Annotated in this window: 22 protein-coding genes and 1 pseudogene; 9 read left to right on the forward strand and 14 right to left on the reverse strand. The window is 39.0% G+C overall.

The genetic code is table 11. The features are described 5' to 3' along the window. On the forward strand, positions 1 to 941 hold a 941-nt coding region (locus tag PHP90_RS10195), incomplete at its 5' end, for a sigma 54-interacting transcriptional regulator (RefSeq protein WP_299929171.1). Here PHP90_RS10195 and PHP90_RS10200 read toward each other — a convergent pair. The 7 genes from PHP90_RS10200 to PHP90_RS10230 form a co-directional block, all read right to left on the reverse strand. Beyond that, entirely contained in the window at positions 938 to 1,912 is a 975-nt protein-coding gene (locus PHP90_RS10200) for a GGDEF domain-containing protein (protein ID WP_299929174.1), read from the reverse strand. The genes PHP90_RS10195 and PHP90_RS10200 overlap by 4 nt on opposite strands. A 160-nt stretch (positions 1,913 to 2,072) precedes the next feature. After that, the gene (locus PHP90_RS10205) at positions 2,073 to 3,020 is read right to left on the reverse strand and encodes a diguanylate cyclase (protein ID WP_299929177.1); all 948 of its coding nucleotides are present in this window, start codon (positions 3,018 to 3,020) and stop codon (positions 2,073 to 2,075) included. Positions 3,021 to 3,060: 40 nt separating this feature from the next. After that, on the reverse strand, positions 3,061 to 3,885 hold the full coding sequence (locus tag PHP90_RS10210; RefSeq protein ID WP_299929180.1) for an AraC family transcriptional regulator: 825 nt from the start codon (positions 3,883 to 3,885) through the stop codon (positions 3,061 to 3,063). 159 nt (positions 3,886 to 4,044) lie between these two features. Beyond that, entirely contained in the window at positions 4,045 to 4,257 is a 213-nt protein-coding gene (gene nifT / locus PHP90_RS10215; RefSeq protein WP_299929183.1) for a putative nitrogen fixation protein NifT, read from the reverse strand. Positions 4,258 to 4,299: 42 nt separating this feature from the next. Further along, positions 4,300 to 5,964, reverse strand: a complete 1,665-nt coding sequence (locus PHP90_RS10220; protein ID WP_299929186.1) for an FAD-dependent oxidoreductase — start codon at positions 5,962 to 5,964, stop codon at positions 4,300 to 4,302. Beyond that, complete coding sequence (locus PHP90_RS10225) at positions 5,954 to 7,075, reverse strand: aldo/keto reductase (RefSeq protein WP_299929189.1); 1,122 nt, start codon at positions 7,073 to 7,075, stop codon at positions 5,954 to 5,956. The genes PHP90_RS10220 and PHP90_RS10225 overlap by 11 nt, the downstream gene beginning before the upstream one ends. Beyond that, positions 7,075 to 8,052, reverse strand: a complete 978-nt coding sequence (locus PHP90_RS10230) for an iron-sulfur cluster assembly scaffold protein (RefSeq protein WP_299929192.1) — start codon at positions 8,050 to 8,052, stop codon at positions 7,075 to 7,077. The genes PHP90_RS10225 and PHP90_RS10230 overlap by 1 nt, the downstream gene beginning before the upstream one ends. A gap of 208 nt (positions 8,053 to 8,260) precedes the next feature. Here PHP90_RS10230 and PHP90_RS10235 point away from each other — a divergent pair, with 208 nt between their 5' ends. Next, a complete protein-coding gene (locus tag PHP90_RS10235; protein ID WP_299929195.1) occupies positions 8,261 to 8,656 on the forward strand; it encodes a P-II family nitrogen regulator in 396 nt (131 codons plus the stop codon). Between the two features lie 67 nt (positions 8,657 to 8,723). Here the strand turns inward: PHP90_RS10235 and PHP90_RS10240 are convergent, their stop codons facing one another. Further along, the gene (locus PHP90_RS10240; protein WP_299929198.1) at positions 8,724 to 8,867 is read right to left on the reverse strand and encodes a hypothetical protein; all 144 of its coding nucleotides are present in this window, start codon (positions 8,865 to 8,867) and stop codon (positions 8,724 to 8,726) included. Between the two features lie 214 nt (positions 8,868 to 9,081). Between PHP90_RS10240 and aspS the strand changes: the two genes are divergently transcribed. From aspS to PHP90_RS10260, 4 genes are read left to right on the forward strand one after another with little or no spacing between them, the layout of a single operon-like run. Beyond that, the gene (gene aspS / locus PHP90_RS10245) at positions 9,082 to 10,836 is read left to right on the forward strand and encodes an aspartate--tRNA ligase (RefSeq protein WP_299929201.1); all 1,755 of its coding nucleotides are present in this window, start codon (positions 9,082 to 9,084) and stop codon (positions 10,834 to 10,836) included. 3 nt (positions 10,837 to 10,839) lie between these two features. Continuing rightward, positions 10,840 to 11,412, forward strand: a complete 573-nt coding sequence (locus PHP90_RS10250; protein ID WP_299929204.1) for an adenylate kinase — start codon at positions 10,840 to 10,842, stop codon at positions 11,410 to 11,412. Positions 11,413 to 11,427: 15 nt separating this feature from the next. Then, on the forward strand, positions 11,428 to 12,075 hold the full coding sequence (gene adk, locus PHP90_RS10255; RefSeq protein ID WP_299929207.1) for an adenylate kinase: 648 nt from the start codon (positions 11,428 to 11,430) through the stop codon (positions 12,073 to 12,075). 57 nt (positions 12,076 to 12,132) lie between these two features. After that, positions 12,133 to 12,873 carry a molybdopterin-binding protein gene (locus tag PHP90_RS10260; protein WP_299929210.1) on the forward strand — a complete coding sequence of 247 codons (741 nt, stop codon included), beginning with the start codon at positions 12,133 to 12,135 and terminating at the stop codon, positions 12,871 to 12,873. A 212-nt stretch (positions 12,874 to 13,085) separates the two neighbouring features. Here the strand turns inward: PHP90_RS10260 and htpX are convergent, their stop codons facing one another. Further along, a complete protein-coding gene (gene htpX, locus PHP90_RS10265; RefSeq protein WP_299929213.1) occupies positions 13,086 to 13,976 on the reverse strand; it encodes a zinc metalloprotease HtpX in 891 nt (296 codons plus the stop codon). Beyond that, positions 13,963 to 14,448 (reverse strand): ankyrin repeat domain-containing protein, encoded by a 486-nt coding sequence (locus tag PHP90_RS10270; protein WP_299929216.1) that lies wholly within the window; start codon positions 14,446 to 14,448, stop codon positions 13,963 to 13,965. The genes htpX and PHP90_RS10270 overlap by 14 nt, the downstream gene beginning before the upstream one ends. A 292-nt stretch (positions 14,449 to 14,740) precedes the next feature. On the opposite strand from PHP90_RS10270, the gene PHP90_RS10275 reads away from it, so the two are divergent. From PHP90_RS10275 to PHP90_RS10285, 3 genes are all read left to right on the forward strand, one after another. Next, positions 14,741 to 15,469 carry a hypothetical protein gene (locus tag PHP90_RS10275; RefSeq protein ID WP_299929219.1) on the forward strand — a complete coding sequence of 243 codons (729 nt, stop codon included), beginning with the start codon at positions 14,741 to 14,743 and terminating at the stop codon, positions 15,467 to 15,469. A 97-nt stretch (positions 15,470 to 15,566) separates the two neighbouring features. Continuing rightward, the gene (locus PHP90_RS10280) at positions 15,567 to 16,763 is read left to right on the forward strand and encodes a tetrahydrodipicolinate N-succinyltransferase N-terminal domain-containing protein (RefSeq protein WP_299929222.1); all 1,197 of its coding nucleotides are present in this window, start codon (positions 15,567 to 15,569) and stop codon (positions 16,761 to 16,763) included. Between the two features lie 71 nt (positions 16,764 to 16,834). After that, positions 16,835 to 17,140: a hypothetical protein gene (locus PHP90_RS10285; protein ID WP_299929225.1), complete on the forward strand. Its 306-nt coding sequence runs from the start codon at positions 16,835 to 16,837 to the stop codon at positions 17,138 to 17,140. Between the two features lie 7 nt (positions 17,141 to 17,147). On the opposite strand, the gene PHP90_RS10290 is transcribed toward PHP90_RS10285, so the two are convergent. The 4 genes and pseudogenes from PHP90_RS10290 to PHP90_RS10305 all read right to left on the reverse strand — a co-directional run. After that, the gene (locus PHP90_RS10290) at positions 17,148 to 18,617 is read right to left on the reverse strand and encodes an SH3 domain-containing protein (RefSeq protein WP_299929228.1); all 1,470 of its coding nucleotides are present in this window, start codon (positions 18,615 to 18,617) and stop codon (positions 17,148 to 17,150) included. 11 nt (positions 18,618 to 18,628) lie between these two features. Beyond that, positions 18,629 to 19,288 (reverse strand): S24 family peptidase, encoded by a 660-nt coding sequence (locus tag PHP90_RS10295; RefSeq protein WP_299929231.1) that lies wholly within the window; start codon positions 19,286 to 19,288, stop codon positions 18,629 to 18,631. 333 nt (positions 19,289 to 19,621) lie between these two features. Further along, positions 19,622 to 20,092, reverse strand: coding sequence for a tRNA (cytidine(34)-2'-O)-methyltransferase (locus PHP90_RS10300; protein ID WP_299929234.1), 471 nt, complete (start codon positions 20,090 to 20,092; stop codon positions 19,622 to 19,624). Next, positions 20,093 to 20,284: pseudogene (locus PHP90_RS10305) on the reverse strand (formyltetrahydrofolate deformylase); the annotation flags it as partial.

Consider the following 20,284-nt stretch of genomic DNA (forward strand, 5'->3'; position numbering starts at 1 on the left):
ATGCGACGATTTTGATCCGTGGTGAAACAGGGACAGGGAAAGAGTTAATCGCTACCGCAATTCATAATCTCAGCCGTCGGCAAAACGGACCGTTTATTAAACTAAACTGTGCCGCTATCAGTGAAACCCTCCTCGAATCTGAACTCTTCGGACATGAAAAAGGAGCGTTTACGGATGCGCGTGAAATGCGTAAAGGACGATTTGAGCTTGCAGACGGCGGTACGCTGTTTCTGGATGAGATAGGCGATATTACCCCTTCTCTCCAGGTAAAACTCCTCCGTATTTTACAAGAACAGGAATTCGAACGAGTCGGCGGCAATAAAACGATCAAAACAAATGTTCGTCTTGTTGCCGCAACAAACCGGAATTTAGAGGAGATGGTACGAAAAGGTGAGTTTCGTGAAGACCTGTTTTATCGTTTGAATGTCATACCTATCAATCTTCCGCCGTTACGTGAACGATATGAAGACGTTAAACTTTTGATCGAGCATTATCTAAACCGTTTCATGAAAGAGCATCGAAAAACTATGCATTTTACAAAAGGTGCGATGGAACTTCTTTTAGACTACCCATGGCCGGGTAATATTCGAGAACTTCAAAATACCATGGAGCGGATTGTATTGATTTGTCCGGACGGCGAAATCCAGCCGGAGATGCTGAGCCATGTTCTCCCGTTTAATTATCAAAAACTTTACATGCAACAGCCTGAAGCACCTGTTGCAATGACTGCTCCTGCTCCAACCTATGCGGCTCCAAGTGTACCGCCTCCGCCTGCGCCAGGCGGACCGGTCACACGTAAAAGTCTGCAGGAATTGGAAAAAGAATCTATTATTCAGGCATTGATTGATTCTCACGGCATACAAACCAAAGCGGCACGTGCATTAGGTATGAGTGCTAGACAAATTGGGTATAAAATCAAACAATACGGGATAGAAATTTAGGGAATTTCCATCCTAACTGTATTTTTGCCATCTGCTTTTGCTCGATACAGGGCTTTGTCTGCCCGTTCAAATACATCTTCTAATAGGTCATTAGGCTGTATCGAGGTTAAACCGAAACTACAAGTTACATGAACTATCGTCTCAAAACTATTTTGATCGATCCTATTGCGGATTTGATCTGCAACTTTCATGACGGCCAGAGGATCTGAATAGCGAAGTAAAATAGCAAATTCTTCCCCTCCCCAACGTACAAATATATCGGATTTTCGTATCGATTTATTGACTATATGCACCAGTTCTTTGAGAACAGAATCTCCGACGTTGTGGCCAAAAGTATCATTAATGCTTTTAAAATTATCAATATCCAATAAAAGTAAAAATAAATTGACATCGTATCGGTCACCGAGTGATTGATGCGCCTGAAAAATTTCTTCAAACAATCTTCGGTTTCCAATCCCAGTGAGGGTATCTGTCGTTGCCATTTTTAACAGTTGGTGTTCGTCTTGTCCTACTAATCCCATTAATGATTGAACCATATTGTATTCATGTTTGATCAAAGGGGTTAAGTGGGTATAGCACATGGAAAGAAGATGGCGTTTATCGATTATACCTACAAAATTATCATCATCATGAACAACGATTTTATTAAAGGGAAGATCTTCCATAGCTTCAATAACATCGGCAATACTTATTGAAGAATGAAAGGTTTTAATGGAGGGCGTCATGAACTCTCTAATCGGTAAACCGGTATTATCAAAGTTATAGACAGCAGCTAATATCCCTTTTCGTGTCAAAATTCCGATGGGTAATGATTTCTCAGTTACTATGACTGCGTCAACACTGTAGGCTACAAAAAACTCCAATACCTTATGTAAAATCACATCAGCATCGAAAATACCACAGGCATGGTTTTTATCGAAGATTTTACCGATAGGGGTTGCATGTGTAATAGTGATTATTTCCGAAATCATATTCCCTCTATAATAATCAAACAATAAAAATATAATTGTGTTATTATAAGTTTTTGACATTATAGCGGATATTTATTGATAAATGTAAAATAATAATAATATTTATTAAAGTAAATGATTAGGATAGATCAATAAGGAATAGAGGAAAAGAAGAATAAAATTAGTGAATTTCCATTCTTACCGTATTTTTTCCTTCAATTTTTGCACGGTAAAGAGCCCTATCCGCCCGTTCTATTACCTGTTCAAGGCTCTCAAACGGATATATTGCTGTCATACCGAAACTGCACGTAACGTGTACAATCGTTGTAAAACTGTGTTTATCAATTGTCTGACGAATATGCTCTGCAATTTTCATGACACTCATAGGGTCAGGATATTGCAGCAATATTGTAAATTCTTCTCCACCCCAGCGTATAAATATATCGGATTTACGGATTGATTGAATGACTAAGGCAGTCAACTCTTTTAGAACGGTATCACCCACAACATGTCCGAATGTATCATTAATACTTTTAAAATTATCGATATCAAACATTAGTAGAAATAAGGTTACATCGTAGCGTTTGCCTAGACTTTGGTGAGCATAAAAAATTTCTTCAAATAATCGACGATTTCCTATTCCCGTTAGAGAATCGGTAGTGGCCAATTTCAGCAAACCTCGTTCATTTTCTCCTGCCAAACCTAACAGGGAATGGATAATATTATGCTCATGTTTGATCAAAGGGGTGAGCTGTGTATAACACAGGGACAATAAATGACGCCGATCCATAACCCCGATAACAACCTGCTTTTCATTAATAGCAACAATTTTGTCATAATCAGCGTGGGACATGGTATCAAGTACATCCGCAATAGACATGGTATGTGAAAATGTTTTGACAGGTGAACGCATTATCTCTCTGGCAGGACGAGTGAGATTATCACAGTTTTTGAGAGAATGAACCATGTCTTTAAGGGTAATGATACCGATCGTTTTTGTTTCATGCAGAATAATTACAACGTCTGCAGGGTTGGTTGTAAAATAGTCAAATATTTCCTGCAGCAGTATATGATCATCAAAAAAGCGGACACTGTGATCTTTAGAAAATATATTACTTATCGGCGTCATATGAGAAACAGATAAGTCTTTAGAAATCAAACTCATTTGATTAGACGTCACTCTGAATATTACAGTGATATAAAAATTTCATAAATTCTGGTGCTTGTTTTTGTAAAATTTTCATATCTTTAAAATATTGTTTCAACGGTATTCCATAGAGACGTTTAAAATCATTCAAAAAATGGGATTGGTCATAATAGCCGCTTTCTCTGACACTCATAGAGTCGTAATTGTTTTCATACAGAGACTGAATCATTTTTTTTCGTTTAACGGTCATAATATAAGTGGAGAGATTAATTCCGAGGTATTTTTTAAAATAGCGTCGTAATGTACTTTCTGATATGTTAAATTCTTTTGCAATTTCACAGCCAACATTAGTTGGAAGATGAGAAAAATTAGTATTAATATAATGAATAATGTGTTGGGTGATAACATAGGATTGTTTTTGACTTTCTTCACTCATAATCGCATCAAACGTCTTGATATATTGTTCACCTTTTTGGTTTAAAACAGAATCGATATCGATAGAAGAGCGGGGAAGAATCGTATCAACAATCGATGAGACAGGTAAATCGGTCAATTTAAACATACCGCATGATTTTAAACGGATAATGGTCAGTTTTTTAGAAGTATTTTTAAATACAACATTGATTTTGGGAGGATGTGTAAATTTTCCACAAACTAAATCACTGTTAAATTCATGAATTTTCCCGTTGATTTCAAAAGAAATAACGGCACAATTATCATTTAGTATGATGTGTTCATGAACAGAAGGCGCCCCGATAAATTGAAATTCATGCTCTTCTTTATAAGACTTGAGCGGAAGGTTAAAAATAGAATCAATAAAAGGGCTTTCGTGGCAAATAATATTCATTAATCTCAATCCTTTTGAATGCGGTAATAATAAAGCACGGAAGGATAAATGTCTTGTAAAATTCCGTCAATTAAAAAGAATTATAATTATATATTGTAGATTTAGATTGAAGATAATAAAAACCTATTCAAAAAATTGAATAGGCAAGAGAAAATAAAACTATTCGCCGCGTCTTACTGCCATAACTTCAGCAGGAAATTTTTTTGTTCCCGGTTCGATAAACCATGTTTCACCATTACTAAGTTTTACTTCTCCACCCCATTTTTCATCGGTATCGAATTCAGCACTGAGAATAGTCTCTTCCATATCTTTTTTTGCAACATAAAAAGAGATTGCCCCTTTTGAATCGTAACGCAACATAACTTTAGCCATAACACTTTCCTTTAATAAATTTATATACAAATATGGAATTCACTACCCGATTTGAGTATGAAAAAACTTTCGAATCCTATGCCACCAATCCGATGAGAGATGTCCTTCAAAGGTGATACGTAAAAATGTTCCCGCTAAGCGACGGACAATAGTATCGACTTCATAGTTCTTCTCATCACTTTGCGGAAAATCATCACGATAATGGACCCCTCTGCTCTCTTCACGCGCTAAAGCACTCATAAGCATTGATTCAGCAACGGTAAGAGCATTTCGAAGCTCGATAATAGACATAAGCTCTACGTTGTCACTTCGTTCTTTATTAACACAACATAGTCCTGAGGACATTTTCATCAGATAATGAACATATTCGAGTGCATTTGTCAATGAGTCGTGCGTACGGAAGACTCCGGCATTTTTATAAAGATTATTTCCGAGATTACGTCTCATCGTATTGATATTAAAACGGCTTTCACCTTCAATAATCATATCAACATAACGCAATTCTTTTGCTACCTGGGCATAATCGATAGGATGAAATACCCCTTTTTTAGCTGCAATAGAGGCTTGCGTACCGGCAACCCGTCCGAAATAGGCTGCTTCGAGCAAACTGTTTCCACCCAATCGATTTGCTCCATGGACACCGCTTTGAGCACATTCGCCACAGGCAAAGACATTTTCCATATCGGTCGACGTATCATTACGGCTCCAGATGCCTCCCATCGTGTAATGGGCTGACGGAGTGATTGGTAAAAGCTCGCTCAGGATGTCGATTCCTGCTCCATTAAGGGCATGTTTACGTGCTGATGGGAGCTTTTTATCAATCAGTTCTTCACCTAAATGTCGAAAATCAAGATAAACCGTATGCCCTTTTAACTGATGAAGGACTATATCACGTGAGAGTTTATCACGAGTCTGCAGCTCATCCGTAAAACGTTCGCCGGTTTCATCAACGATATAAGCACCCTCTCCTCTTGCTGCTTCACTGATAAGAGTCCCGCTTCCGACTAGAGTAGTCGGATGAAATTGAACAAACTCCATATTGGATAAACGCATTTTTGCACGCAAAGCTATTGCTATGACGTCTCCACTCGACTCTTGGGAGTTTGTCGAATGTCCTCTGTATATTCCGGCATAACCGCCACCTGCTAGTACAAGTGCTTTACAAGCAAATGCGATCACTTGGGAATCACGGCGTCGTAGTATCGTGATTCCGGACATTTTGTCTTTAAAAGTAGCGATAGAGAGCATCATATGGTTGGGGAAAAGTTTAACCCCCTCTTTACGACATTGAACTAATAATGTTTGAGTGATTGCAGCACCGGTTTTATCTGCGATATAGCATGTACGTTTAGCTTTTGTCCCTCCGAATGGACGTTGAGCTACGTCACCTTCATCGTTACAGTCAAAGACTACACCCATAGAAAGAAGATCATTAATAATCTCTTCTCCGCCTGTTACCATAGAACTTACTGCTGAAAAACGAGCCAGTTTGTCTGCACCCTTGAGGGTATCGGCAATATGATCACGACACGAATCATGACGTGTTGATTTAAGGACAGCATTGATTCCACCCGATGCTACAGCTGAATTGGAACGCAATGGATTGCTTTTACAAATCAGTGCGACATTGAGCCCTGAACGTTTTGCGGTGAGTGCTGCATATAAACCTGAGATTCCACTTCCGACAACAATCACATCATACAGCATAAGCACCCCGCATCAGGGTGTTTACTGATTCGATGGATGCTTCGGGCAGATAGGCCAATACCGCATTATCAATAACATGTGCAGGATCAACCGCACCAAATACGGCACAAATTCCGCCTGCACTTCGTGCAAACTGTAGCGCGCTTGCAACATCATTCAATTCACCTGTATTCATAAGTTCAGCAACATTGGGTGAAAAAGCTCTTTTAAAGAGATTTTTTTGCAACAGTGGAGATGAACCGATATAGGTCAAACCAAATTTTGCACATGCATGCATCAATGGATAGTACATCGAGTCTTCACATTTTTGATTTGCATAACCATAGGCATGTGGTTTTGCAAGATTAAACGGGCTCTGTATATACTTGAACCCATTATCTATACCACCGACACGACGAGCAATATCAACGATTTTTGCTAAAGAAACATATTCAGTATGATCTTCTTCATATAAAAATCCGTTCCATGCCGCAATTCCGTAGCTGATGATTTTATTCTCTTTTCGGAGTTCTTCGAAGAGGATAAAAGCATCTTCAATTCGACTGTAAAATGAGTCCTGATCGATATAGCCCAATTGTGTTTCCGGATTGTGAAGGAAGAATATATCAATCGTATCGATTTCTAGATTACGAAGCGATTGCTCACAGCTCCATCGTAAATAATTCGGAGACATACAATGTTGATCGATGACGATCTCATCTTTATTAGCTAATCCGGGATTGATAATAGTTTCTTGAATCCAACCGTACGGATTATCAGGGAAAGGAAAATCGAGCGGTATAAATCCCGCTTTAGAAGCAATAATTACTTCTTCGCGTTTTATATCCCCTTCTCTAAACATTTCATTCAATGCTTCAGCTATTTCACGCTCAGACATTTGGTAACGGTAGTTGATTGCTGTATCGATAAAATTGATACCATGCCGAAGAGCCATTTTAATCGCTTCGGCATAGTTGATAATATAATTATCTTCTTTGTACGGTTCGGCTTTATAGGTTCCGATACCAAGCGAAGGGAAAAAGAGTTCTCCATTAAAACGGTAAAAATCTTTAGAATAATTTCCGAATTTTTTTAGATATCCGAATGTTCCCTCTTTTGTCGCGTGTGACATTAGACCACCATCACTCGCAAGTTGGATTTGAGTTTAAAGTTGAGCATATCCTGCATTCCGGCAAGGGTTGTAGTTGTGTTCATCGAACAGCTCATACACTCACCTTTGTATTGAATATAAAGTTCATGTCCGTCTTCAACCTCTTTGAGATCGATTACTTCAACATCACCGTTATCAGCTTTGAGTGTAGGACGGATGTACTCTTCGAGGATCGATTCGATACTGCGAAGTTTTTGTACCAAGCTCATTGCATTAAAGTTGCCGTCACCTTTGGCTTCTTTGATTTTTTTACTGATAGCCTCTTTTTGAAGCTCAGCAGTAATTTCAGCTAGCATATCGACAAGATAGACATCTTTTTTCTCATGTCCACCCGGTTTGATACAGGATTTACAGAATCCGCCTGCTTTGGTATAGTCGGTAATTTGTTCAATAGTTTCGAGCTTATTGAGACGAATCACTTCTTTGAGAGTATCAAGGCTGACACGTGCACATTCGCAAACGATGTATTCCGTTTCAAACTCTGACATATCTACACCTTTATAGATTGATGCAGCTTTTTTAATAACGTCGTATGCCATAACCGAACAGTGCATTTTTTGACCTGGAACCGCTGGGATGTCTTCTTCATCACGAAGTGCTTTTTCAACATCGATATTGGTAATTTTCAAAGCCTCATCAACTGTTTTTTCCATACATAATTCAGCCATCATATCCGAACTGGCAATCGCCGTTCCGCAACCGAAACTTTTAAAACGGCTTTTAACGATGACATCATTCTTAGGATCGATCATCCAATAAAGTCTAACTGCATCTCCACAGCTCTCAGCACCAAAATCGGCAATAATCAATTTTTTTTCTGCCGCATCTGCCTCTTCTTGTGTAATTTCTCCCATATTAATTGGATCGTTCATCCGTCGTTGTACCTCTGTTGAGTACTCTTCCCATAATGCTCCGCCGATTAACGTGTCTCGTGCCATTGATTGCTCCTTGATGGATGATATTAAACCCTTCATTGCAAATGGCGTTCTAGTTGAAGCGTTACAATTTTGTAGTGTTCATTATCTTAGAATATACTATGCATTGTAATAGTTAGAGTTGCTTATAAAATAATCAATACATAAGTGAATGGTCACTCAAATTCATTTTATAATGACACATCACAAATCAATATTAAAGGGGTCCAAAATGGTCCAGATTACTGCTGTATTTAACCGCCATTGTTTAAATGATGTTCTTCGAGAACTGTTCGATAATGAGATCGAAGGAGTTACTGTTACCGAAGTAATCGGGAAAGGTTCACTTGGAATTGCTGAAAAAAACAATGCCCCTGATTTGTACCCAAAAGTAATGATTCTTATTGTAGTATCAAATGAAAAAACAAAACTTACAGCGATGGAAGCGATTCGTGCACATACGCAGGATTTAGGTCATGGTGCAGGTAAAATGTGGGTAACTCCGGTACTTGAAGTTGAACGTATCCGTACGGGAGAGAAAGATGGTTCTGCATTAACACAGCCAACCCCTCGGGCTACGACAAAAAGTAATACTTTTTTTACAGCTGTAGATACACCTTCAAGCTAAAGAACTCCGTATTTCGCGGAGTACTTAGACACGTGTATCGACTATCTCTTTAACGATTTTCAGCTGATTATTCTGCAGCTATTTTTTCACCTTTTTCGATTTTCTCTTTTTTCTTATAGCTTTTAATCTGTTTTTTAATCTCTTGTTTTAACTCTTTTTTGAGCAAATTTTTAACCTGTTTTTTGACGATTTTTTTGATTTTACCACTCATCTAATATCCTTTAATGTAATATTTTTTAATCTTAGAGCATCTATCCTTGTTCTAATGTTAAATAATTATATATTATTCTCAATACGGCATCCTTTCTAAAGTACAATTTATACAAAAAATATGCGCATATTAAGATTAGAGTAATGGATACTATTATTAAACCACAAGCTTAAAAGCGCTATAATTGCGCAAAATTTTGATCAAGGACTTTGATTTGAGAAGTCATTTTTGTACCGATTTAAGTGAAGCAAACGTCGGAGAAGACGTAGTATTATGCGGCTGGGCAAACAGCTATCGTGACCATGGCGGAATCGTATTTATCGATTTGCGTGACAAAAGCGGATTGATTCAACTTGTATGTGATCCTGCTGATAATGCACACGCTCATAAACTTGCCAGCGAAGTGCGTGATGAGTTCGTTCTTATTGCTCATGGACGTGTACGTAATCGTGGTGAAGGTCTAGTAAACCCGCGTCTTAAAACCGGTGCTATCGAAGTGGTAGTAGAAGAACTTATTATCGAAAATCGTAGTGAACCTGTACCGTTTGGCATCGGAGACAACACGGTCGGCGAAGAGATTCGTCTCAAATATCGTTATCTTGATTTACGCAATCCGGCGTCTTATAATACATTTTTGCTTCGTTCAAAAGCTGCAATTGCCGCTCGTAATGTATTGGATAGCTTAGGATTTTTGGAAGTTGAAACCCCTATTCTGACAAAATCAACTCCAGAAGGTGCACGTGACTATCTTGTCCCTAGCCGTGTACACGAAGGTGAATTTTATGCTCTTCCCCAATCTCCACAACTCTTTAAACAGCTTTTGATGGTAGGCGGATTCGACCGTTATTTCCAAATCGCAAAGTGTTTCCGCGATGAAGATCTTCGTGCCGATCGACAACCGGAATTTACCCAAATTGATGTTGAAATGAGTTTCTGTAATCAAGAAGATGTTATTCGTGTTGCTGAAGAACTTATCGTAGGTATGTTCGCAAGTGCAGGACACACAGTGGTAACCCCATTTAATCGAATCAAATACAGTGATGCTATGGAGTGGTACGGATCAGATAAACCTGATCTTCGTTATGACCTTAAAATGGTTGACGTTATCGATATATTTTCTCGCTGCGACAATGAAATCTTTACTTCTATTGCCGCCAATCCAAAAATGAATCGTATTAAAGCGCTTCGTGTCCCGGGTGCGGATTTGGCTTTTTCGAAACGTGAAATGAAAAGCTTTGAAGATTACGTTCGTAAATTTGGGGCAAAAGGACTTGGGTACTTCCAAATGAAAGAAGATGGTCTTAAAGGACCATTAGAAAAATTCTTCTCGGCAGAAGACTTGCAGCTTCTTATCGATCGTACCGGTATGGAAGTGGGTGATGTCGTTTTCTTCGGTGCGGGTGATAAAAAAACTGTTTGGGATTATATGGGACGTTTCCGAATCTTCATCGCGGAACACGAAAAAATGAATCTTATCGATAAAGATCGCTTCGAATTTGTCTGGGTTGTCGATTTCCCTATGTTTGAAATTGAAGAAGGACGGGTTAAAGCACTTCATCATCCGTTTACAATGCCTCGTGATTTGAATCATGAACATCTAGAAGATATTGAATCGATTGCATACGATATCGTGCTTAACGGAACAGAACTGGGTGGCGGATCTATCCGTATCCATAAACAGGCGTTGCAAGAACAAATCTTTAGTCTCCTTGGTATCAGTGAAGAAGAAGCCCAAGAAAAATTCGGGTTCCTTCTCGATGCATTAAAATTTGGTGCGCCACCGCATGGAGGTTTCGCACTCGGATTTGACCGATTTATGATGCTTCTTTCAAAAAAAGACAGTATCCGTGATGTTATCGCATTCCCGAAAACACAAAAAGCTTCTTGTATTATGACAAAAGCACCAAGCCCGGTAGAATTGACACAGTTACGAGAACTTCATATACGTTTGCGTGAGACTGCGAAGTAATAGATGAAAAAACTTTTTTTGATCATAGGTGCTCCGGGTTCAGGAAAGACAACCGATGCTGAAATTATTGCAGAACGTAACAGCGATGATATTGTTCACTATTCTACCGGAGATCTGCTCCGTGCTGAAGTTGCCAGCGGATCTGACCGCGGTCAATTGATCAACAGCTTTATCAGCAAAGGGCATATCATTCCGATTGAAATTGCAATCGAAACAATTACCGGTGCGATAAAATCAGCACCTTCAGACGTGATTTTATTCGATGGATATCCCCGCTCTTTTGAACAAATGAATGAGCTCGATAAATTCCTCACTAATGATACTGACATTGAACTTCTTAGTGTAATCGAAGTAGTGGTCAGCGAAGAGGTAGCACGTGAGCGTGTTCTAGGGCGTGCTCGAGGTGATGATGATAATGAAAAAGTCTTCAACAACCGTATGAAAGTTTATATCGATCCGTTGGCAGAGATTCAAAGCTTTTATGAATCCAAAAATCTTCTTAAAAAAATCGATGGTGAACGATCTATCGAAGCAATAGTTGACGATATGGAAATTTTTATCGAATCTAAAATCTAATTAATAGGAATTAATATGAAAATTATACTTTTAGGCGCTCCCGGAGCAGGAAAAGGGACACAAGCCCAGTTCTTGACCAAAGCATTTGATATACCTCAAATCTCAACAGGTGACATGCTCCGTGCAGCGATTAAAGCAGGTTCGGAACTGGGTACACTGGCTAAATCATTTATGGACTCAGGGAAACTGGTTACGGATGAGATTATTATCGGATTGGTAAAAGAACGTATTCTCGAAGAGGACTGTAAAAACGGTTTTTTACTCGACGGTTTTCCACGTACTGTTCCTCAGGCAGATGCGCTTAAAGAAGCAGGTGTTGCTATTGATGCAGTCATTGAAATCGACGTTCCGGACAGTGTAATCGTTGAACGTATGTCAGGTCGCCGTGCTCATCTGGCATCAGGTCGTACTTACCATGTTGTTTTCAATCCACCGAAAGTGGAAGGAAAAGATGATGAAACGGGTGAAGAACTTGTTCAGCGCGCTGATGACAAAGCGGAAGTTGTACTTGATCGTTTACGTGTCTATCATGAGCAAACCGCTCCGTTAGTTGACTACTACAAAGGTGTTTCTGTTAGTGACACTTCGGTTAAATATATCACGATTAATGGTACACAGCCTATTGATATTGTAGAAAAAGAGATTCTTTCACAACTCAAATAATTTTTTTGATTCTCCGCTGATGCGGTTGAATCTATTCTATATGATATAATTTTCCTTATGAAAACTCCCCATTTTTATGCCGTAATTATCGGTTCTGAAATTCTCAACGGTCGTCGTGACGATAAACATTTTGTATTTATACGAGATGCTTTATTGGAACGCGGACATACCCTCTTCTCCTCTTTTATTATCAAAGACGATCCTCTTTTAATCCATAACACCTTTAGCATGATTAAAAATGATCCGGATGGTGTTATGTTTAGCTTTGGCGGTATCGGATCCACTCCTGATGATCTAACCCGTCAAATTGCCGCAGATGTTTTTAGTGACGGTATTTTAGTTCCCCATCCATCTTTTCACTCACACATTATTGAACGTTTCGGTGAAGCTGCTTATCCTCATCGAGTCCACATGGCAGAGTTGCCAAAACATTCCGGTTTGCTCCATAATGTTGTCAATAATATGTCAGGATTTTATTTGGAGGGACGTTATTTCTTTATGCCGGGATTTCCTGAGATGGCGCATCCTATGGTAGAAGAAGCGTTAGAACGATTTTATTCGAAATCCCAACCACTCTATCGATTTACCTTGATCGCAAATACGAGCGAAAATACTTTAATAGATGTTATGCACAGGCTTGACAGTCGTGTCGATTTTTCATCCTTGCCGATGATGAATGGAGGCAACCCTACTGTTGAAATATCGGTTGCTTCAACAGAGATGATATTATCACAATCGAGTTTGCAGCTTTTCATCGATGAGTTGGAAGAAAAAATGATTTCGTATACAATCATTTAATATAACTAAATATAAATATTTTTTAATATATGCCGATTTACTTTTACATAAGTAATGAGGAGAATCTATGAGTATAATGAGCTATTTGCTGATTGTGCTGGGACTAAGTGTACTCTTGTATAGTGTATATCGGCACACTTTTCTAAAAAAACCCAAAAACGATCTGCCAAAGAAACCCCATTTTACACTTAAAATTGAGACAGAACAGTAAATTAAACGTAATGTCTATCGTACAATTTGTTTCGTTCTTGAGGAACAGCGACCTCATTTTTAAGTGATTCCAAACGATTCAAACGTTCCTCTGTTGTCGGATGTGTACGGAAAAGGTTTGAAAAAGAAAAGTTTTTACCGTCAAACGGGCTTATGATAAACATATGTGCATTTTCCGGTGTTGCCCCCTGAACTTCCCCTCTGTGATTATAATTAGATAGCTTTATGAGTGCACTTTGCAACCATTCTGGATGTCCGCTTAAACGTGCCGCTCCTTCATCCGCCATAAACTCTCGTGATCGACTGATGGTCATTTGTATCACGCTTGCAGCAATTGGAAGAAGTATTGCCATTGCAATCATAATAATCGGATTGCCATTACGATTATTTCGTCCGAACATTGCACCGAATTGAAGAATATTTGCAACAAAGGCCACCGCTCCGGCGATCGTAGCCGCTATGGTGGCTATCAATATGTCGCGATGAGCAACATGAGAAAGTTCATGTGCCATAACCCCCTCAATCTCTTCTTCAGATAAAAGTTCTAACAAACCTGTCGTAATCGCGACTGCCGCATGTTCCGGATTACGCCCTGTCGCAAAGGCATTAGGAATATGATCATGGATAATGTACACTTTAGGCATGGGGAGATTGGCCCGTTCTACCAGACGTTCAACGACGCGATAAAGCATCGGAGCTTCACGCGGATCTACTTCTTGTGCGTTATAGTGTTTAAGAATCATTGAGTCGGAAAAATAATAGGCATAAAAATTCATCCCGCCTGCCATAATCAGCGCGATGAGCATTCCACCTGTACCTCCTAAATACCCGCCAATGAAAACAAGCAAAACACTGAGAGATGATAATAATACAAAGGTTTTAAACTGTTCCATCTTTTTGGCCTTCTAAGAGTGCTAAAATAGATTTCTTATGCATTTTACGGGCAAAATCGAGGGCGTTAAGTCCATAAGCATCGCGTGATTCCACGTCCACTCCCATTTGGAGAAGTTTTTTTATGACTTCTACACGACCATAGCAAACTGCTCCCATAAGAGGTGTAAAACCACTTTGTCGTGTTGCATGATTAACATCGAATCCGCGATTGATCAGAAGTTCGATTAATGCCAGATTATTATAGGTAACCGCAACATCAAAAACACTTACACCTGAAAGATCGGTATGAAAAATGTCCGCGTCATTTTCTATTAAGAGATCAATCACTTCAGGATCACAATGGTAGCGCATTGCAAAGCAGATAACGGATTCTCCGTTTTCTTCTACTTCATTTGCATTACCACCGTTTTTGAGAAACTTTTTGATCCCAAGATAATCATTTGCTTTTAATAAAGTAATCCACTGTTCCATAATTGTTCCAATAATAATATAGCGAAGTATAACACGCAAGATTCAACCCATCCATAGGCTCTTACGGTAAAGCTTATTTTTAAGCTATAAAAGCCCTATAATAGGTGCTTCTGAGAAAATAAAAAAAGTCAGTCACTAAGAAACCGAAAATATCATTTTAATTTATTCGTCTATGATAAACCTAGTTTTTCCTACTTAGATTAATTTAGTCATAAATTGCTCATTCTTTTGAATAAAATAGCTAAAATAACCCCATCCATCAATAACAGCCTTGAACAGATGAGGAGAAACAATGATTTATGATTTTTGGAAAGACTATGATCAGTTGCTTTCGTATGAGCAAGCATCCTTGCTCGATTATAGGTTGGATAGTATTGCCATTAAACTTAATATATTTTTCCAAAGACTGATTATCGAACATATTGAAAAACGGGAAATTCATTTTTATTTGGCCGGTTCATGCATAAAAGCAGATACATTTAGGGATCTTGATATGTTCTTTCCCTCAAAAGACGATCAGGAACTTATCAACAATGCGATGAATAAGGACTATTTCGAGTACGAGAACAACTCTTATACCTATAAATACAAAAACGATATTTATCAGCTAGTCTATCGGGAGAGGTTTAATAATGCGACACTTGAAGAAGTGGTTGACGGCTTTGATTTTGATTCGACTAAGATCGCATTTGAGTGCCATTACGATACACTCAAAAGACTCTTTACCATTGTACGATGCGACATGAGAATCGAATTTGTCAACTATATCAACACCCGTGTCAACCGCTTGTCCAAAGTCAGCCTTAACCCGTTTGTATCGCTCCAGCGGGCGATCTACTTTTTAAAACGCGGTGATGATGTCCCTTATGAAGTATTTTTACAAATTTGTGCAAAAATCGCAGCTTTACCTTTGGGTGAAGAAAATGACATGTCAGTGTATTTCAAAAACCTTCAGGGCAATCCGAATAAACTGGTCAATATTAAAAGTGCGATTGAACATTATGTAGAGGAACACAAATGACTACCCATGCAAACTAAGCTTCTACACCGCCGATGGCTAAGGCATCATAGGGAATTATGGTAAAATCCCACATTGATTTTATTACAAGAGAGAGAATATGGAAATTTTAGAGACTGAAACTGCTTTTAAAGCCTGCGTTCAAGAGATTCAAAACACTACTGGATACAAAAATCCCCTTGCATTCGGTATCTGTCGTGTTGATTTCGGTCAGCTTGATAGTTCAAAAATTCTTCAAGCGACTTACCCTCATATCAATTGGAACGAAAACTTCGGAAGTGCAGCCATCTTTATCAAAAGTGCGCAGGAAGAAGGATTTAACATTGATTTTACAGCCGATGAAGTAATCGTGCCAGTAACACTAAAGTTTTTGGAAGGATGTTTAAATGCATTTACTCCATATTCGGATGAAGCATTTGGTGATGCCCATAAAAATATTCAAGTTATTTCTGCCCTTTACAACCAAATCAAAGAACGCGGTATGCGTGATGGCGAGTTCCGTCTAGTTATCCTTTTTAACGATGTTGCTTGTACCAGTGTTGAGGGAACCTATCTCAAACTCTATGCCCTTTCTACTTCTAAAGCCCCTCTTCGTTCACTTAACTTAAACGGTGCCTTTGGTGCATTGCATAATGTCGCTTGGTCAGATGGTCAACCTATCGAACTTGAATGGCTGCGCGAAAATGAAATTGAACTCAAATTTGCCAACGAATATCCAAAAATTGATTTCGTCGATAAATTCCCGCGTTATCTCCAACACATCATCCCTGCCAATAATACCCGTGTATTGGATGACTCAAAAGTCCGTTTTGGAGCGCAGCTGCATGCTGGTACAACGATTATGCCGGGTGCAAGTTATGTCAACTTCAATGCCGGAACGACAGGTGTCAGTATGGTAGAAGGTCGTATTTCAAGCTCAGCTGTTGTCGGTGATGGTTCAGATGTCGGTGGAGGAGCTTCGATCCTTGGCGTACTCAGCGGAACAGACGGAATTCCTGTCACCATTGGAAAAAATACCCTTTTGGGTGCTAACTCTGTAACAGGTATCGCTTTGGGTGACGGATGTATTGTTGATGCAGGGATCGCTGTCTTAGCGGGAACCAAATTTTCGGTTACTAGTGATGAACTCGCTAAAATTCAAGAAGCGAACCCGTCAAAAACACTCAGTGGAGTGAGTTTCAAAGGTAAGGATTTGGTTGGATTGAACGGTATCCATTATCGTCAAGATTCTACAACAGGTCAATTACTCATTCGCCGCTCTACCCGAGAAGTAAAACTCAACGCAGATTTACACTAATTTTATTTCCCTTCTGTCTATTAAGGTAGAGGGGATTATACTTTTCTTATCTGATATACAAGGAGCTTTAGATGATAAGCTCAAACGTCTCTTCTTTGATGTCTAATCAAACGTTCATGAATAATAGTGCTGCAAATGTAGCAAATGCCAATACGGACAGTTATGTACCTCGTAATACGACCATCAGCGAAACGCAAAATGGCGGTACAAAAGCGAATACAACATTGGCTACGTCAACCGGAAGCGAAAAATCTCAGACGGATTTAACGAAAGAGATGACAGATCAAATAGCGATTGAGAAAATAGCCGCTTCAAATGTTCAAGCTATTCGTACCCAAAATGAGATGTTAGGTTCTCTTTTGGATATCAAAGGATAAATCGCTCTTAAAGCGCTTTTTTCTTTGAGAGAGATTTATTTCCACGTGTCAAAGTAAGTGGAGTTTTCGTAAATATATTCATACTTTCAGCTCGGTTAAGCAGCTTTTGCTCCGGGTCGAATCCATCCAAGTCCGATCCTAATTCCAATGTACTTATCACTGCTTTTCCGATAATGAAACGTCCTTTATTTCCATTTTTATCTATTGTTCGGACACCCCATATATTGTGCATAACCAAAACATTATCTTGATACGTACCGATATAGAGCAGGACATGCCCTTTTAAATAAATGATGGTTTCGAACGGAATCCCTTTGCTTTTGATCAGCGAAAGTTTATCATCGTTACTGATTCCGGCAAATGAGATCACCTCTCCTTTGCGTCCTTGTGCTGAAGAGTTACGCGGTAGCCAAATACCGAATGGTGTATACATGTCCCGAATCATGGAAGAACAATCACGTTCTCCATACATTCCACCCCATCCGTAAGTATTTTTAAGCAATTCAGTCCCGATAGAGATCAAATCAGCTTTATTGATTTTACTGACACCAACATGGGCAGCATGTTTTGGAACAGTAAGAATTCGAAATGAGCTATTACTGTCATACGCTTTAACATAATAGTTTTCTCCATTTTCATGTTCTAAGGGAAGCACCATGCCGATGTGTGAATACACTACAAAGCGATTGTCAGAGTCTTGAAGCGGAATGTTGTCTTCGATGATAAAAACTTTATCTGATTTCTGAATGTCAGTTGTGCTCAAATCATTGATTACGCTGATACCGTCTGATTTGACCCAGCCTGAAGCATTATTGGTGAAAATATAGCTCCATGCACCGTCTTTTGTCGTGTGTGAAATAAAAATAGGTTCATTATAGTTGACACTGCTGTTTTGAAGAAGATCAAACGGGTATCCCTCTCCCGGTAATGAAGGATCTTTATACAGTGGTTTATCAGTGGGAAGTGCACGTATATCCATCCATTTTAAGGTTATCCCTTTTTGATTTAGGGTTCCATACGATTCAAAATTACACTGATTGCCGATTTCTTCAAACCAAGAAGGAAGGACCGGTCGAAGATTGCTTCCATACCCTCCCCTAAACGCTCGGATAGGCCATGCAGCTTCTTGTACTTTTTCCGGTGGTGCAGAATAATTCCATGGAGCATAATATCGCGTATCAAAAGTATTTTGCACTTCATATAGATGATCGCGATCAACACCGTTCTGTTCGACATAGGGGGTCATTGCCTGGGCAAAGCGCTCCAAATCATTTATTTTTGGACCATAAACCGGAAGTTTGATATCAAGTTCTTGTGGAAGAGCACAACAAAAGGGCTCTGAATTTAATGTGCTTTGATTGCTGTCTTGGTTGGTAGGCGGGAATGGTTTACTGTGTGTTGACAAGGAAGGTGGAGTATGCGGTGCACATCCTCCCAAGATAATTAATACGCCGATTATTCCGACCGTCTGTTTCATTCTTATCCCGCTTATTCTACTCCGCCGAAACGTCCTACGACTCTGCCGATAATATCGACTTCATCTTTACGAGCAACATAGGTCGGATAGTCTTTATTATCTGAAATGATATCAAGTTTCCCATCAATCCTTACTTGCAATCGCTTAATAAATAGCCCATGCTCTGTGCGAATGGTAAAAATACCTCCACGGCTGATATCTGTTTTGGAACGATTGACAAAAACAATGTCATTGTAACTAAAAGAAGGTTCCATGGAATCGCCTGAAACATTGATAGCTTCAATATTGCGTAACTCTTTTTCTCCACCTAAAGAAACAACAAAATTTTCTTCAAGCATAAGCGGTTCATAATCCATTTCCTCATTTTCAGCCCCTCCGCCCGCCGAGGCGTTAACCGATGAGAAATAACGTACCATATAGAACCGATTTGTAGGTTCAATCAGACTTTCAGGGGATTGGTTATAGAGTAACCAGTTGATAGCAATAGAACGTTTGGCGCAAAAATCGAGGAGTTCATTAAAAGGGATTTTATTTCGCTTTTTCATGGTTGCGAAATTCATTTGGGTAATCTCTAATAGTTCTGCCACATCTTTATCAAACACTTTCTTTTCGGGAAACTCGGAAGAGACGATATCTTTAATCGTTTCGACAATATCACTGAATGTTTTCATATTGAAATCCTTTTGATCTATTGATACTATATTGTAGGAATTATGACATGAATTTTCTATTTATATGACAAAATGACATAAAAATATGAGTGTTTTTAAAAATACTTTACTATTTGCCTAATATCACTCAAGGAGTTGACAATGGCAAAGGTTATTCGTAAAGCAAACGGATGGATGGATAGATTTGAAATGAAAATGGGAGAATGGGCAGAAAAACTGTTTTAATCTTCTTCGTTGTCCCGTTCCCGTCGCGAAATATGATATCCGCGAAAAATATACACTAACAAGAGAACGAGCAGGATAAGTACAATATTGTCTATAATTGGCGGCATGTTACATCATCTTTTTATAAGAGTTAAAATTTTGTTTGATCGCTTCGTAAAGAATAATTCCGGAACTGATAGCGAGATTAAGACTCCGCCCTTCTTTAGTCATGGGGATGGTCATTCTTTGATTTGGATAAGCCTCTAATATCTCAGTAGGAAGTCCTGATGTTTCACTGCCAAAAAAGAGGTAATCACCCTCTTGAAAAGAGATATCAAAGTAAGGGCAGTCTGTTTTTGTTGTAGCAAAGAAAAAACGTTCTTTATTCGGATGCGCTTCCAAAAATTCTTCTATACTTTCCCACACGTGCAAATCGATTTTATGCCAATAATCCAAGCCTGATCGTCGTACAGCTTTTTCATCGATATCGAATCCCAAAGGTTTAATCAGATGCAAAGCCGAGCCGGTATTGACACAAAGTCTTCCGATAGCACCTGTATTATTAGGAATCTGAGGTGTTACTAAAACGATATTGAACATTTAGAAAATGATCGTTTTATTTGCGTGAACAAAAATACGATCCTCCAAGGCCAATTTGAGTGCTTTAGACAAAACGATTTTTTCCACATCTCGGCCTAGCCGCTGCATCTCTTCCCACCCGAAAGCGTGATTGACATGTATTACATCTTGGGCGATAATCGGCCCTTCGTCCAAATGGTTATTTACAAAATG

This window comes from Sulfuricurvum sp. (assembly GCF_028712165.1).
Taxonomy (GTDB): domain Bacteria; phylum Campylobacterota; class Campylobacteria; order Campylobacterales; family Sulfurimonadaceae; genus Sulfuricurvum.

What these genes read in the sequence shown, in the direction of transcription:
- PHP90_RS10295 (WP_299929231.1), bottom strand. Translation starts at nt 19,288, where the DNA reads ATGAAAACATTCAGTGATATTGTCGAAACGATTAAAGATATCGTCTCT.
- nifT (WP_299929183.1), bottom strand. Translation starts at nt 4,257, where the DNA reads ATGGCTAAAGTTATGTTGCGTTACGATTCAAAAGGGGCAATCTCTTTT.
- PHP90_RS10205 (WP_299929177.1), bottom strand. Translation starts at nt 3,020, where the DNA reads ATGACGCCGATAAGTAATATATTTTCTAAAGATCACAGTGTCCGCTTT.
- PHP90_RS10260 (WP_299929210.1), top strand. Translation starts at nt 12,133, where the DNA reads ATGAAAACTCCCCATTTTTATGCCGTAATTATCGGTTCTGAAATTCTC.
- PHP90_RS10270 (WP_299929216.1), bottom strand. Translation starts at nt 14,448, where the DNA reads ATGGAACAGTGGATTACTTTATTAAAAGCAAATGATTATCTTGGGATC.
- PHP90_RS10250 (WP_299929204.1), top strand. Translation starts at nt 10,840, where the DNA reads ATGAAAAAACTTTTTTTGATCATAGGTGCTCCGGGTTCAGGAAAGACA.
- adk (WP_299929207.1), top strand. Translation starts at nt 11,428, where the DNA reads ATGAAAATTATACTTTTAGGCGCTCCCGGAGCAGGAAAAGGGACACAA.
- PHP90_RS10225 (WP_299929189.1), bottom strand. Translation starts at nt 7,075, where the DNA reads ATGTCACACGCGACAAAAGAGGGAACATTCGGATATCTAAAAAAATTC.
- PHP90_RS10275 (WP_299929219.1), top strand. Translation starts at nt 14,741, where the DNA reads ATGATTTATGATTTTTGGAAAGACTATGATCAGTTGCTTTCGTATGAG.
- PHP90_RS10200 (WP_299929174.1), bottom strand. Translation starts at nt 1,912, where the DNA reads ATGATTTCGGAAATAATCACTATTACACATGCAACCCCTATCGGTAAA.
- PHP90_RS10280 (WP_299929222.1), top strand. Translation starts at nt 15,567, where the DNA reads ATGGAAATTTTAGAGACTGAAACTGCTTTTAAAGCCTGCGTTCAAGAG.
- PHP90_RS10210 (WP_299929180.1), bottom strand. Translation starts at nt 3,885, where the DNA reads ATGAATATTATTTGCCACGAAAGCCCTTTTATTGATTCTATTTTTAAC.
- PHP90_RS10220 (WP_299929186.1), bottom strand. Translation starts at nt 5,964, where the DNA reads ATGCTGTATGATGTGATTGTTGTCGGAAGTGGAATCTCAGGTTTATAT.
- htpX (WP_299929213.1), bottom strand. Translation starts at nt 13,976, where the DNA reads ATGGAACAGTTTAAAACCTTTGTATTATTATCATCTCTCAGTGTTTTG.
- PHP90_RS10285 (WP_299929225.1), top strand. Translation starts at nt 16,835, where the DNA reads ATGATAAGCTCAAACGTCTCTTCTTTGATGTCTAATCAAACGTTCATG.
- PHP90_RS10235 (WP_299929195.1), top strand. Translation starts at nt 8,261, where the DNA reads ATGGTCCAGATTACTGCTGTATTTAACCGCCATTGTTTAAATGATGTT.
- PHP90_RS10240 (WP_299929198.1), bottom strand. Translation starts at nt 8,867, where the DNA reads ATGAGTGGTAAAATCAAAAAAATCGTCAAAAAACAGGTTAAAAATTTG.
- PHP90_RS10230 (WP_299929192.1), bottom strand. Translation starts at nt 8,052, where the DNA reads ATGGCACGAGACACGTTAATCGGCGGAGCATTATGGGAAGAGTACTCA.
- PHP90_RS10300 (WP_299929234.1), bottom strand. Translation starts at nt 20,092, where the DNA reads ATGTTCAATATCGTTTTAGTAACACCTCAGATTCCTAATAATACAGGT.
- PHP90_RS10290 (WP_299929228.1), bottom strand. Translation starts at nt 18,617, where the DNA reads ATGAAACAGACGGTCGGAATAATCGGCGTATTAATTATCTTGGGAGGA.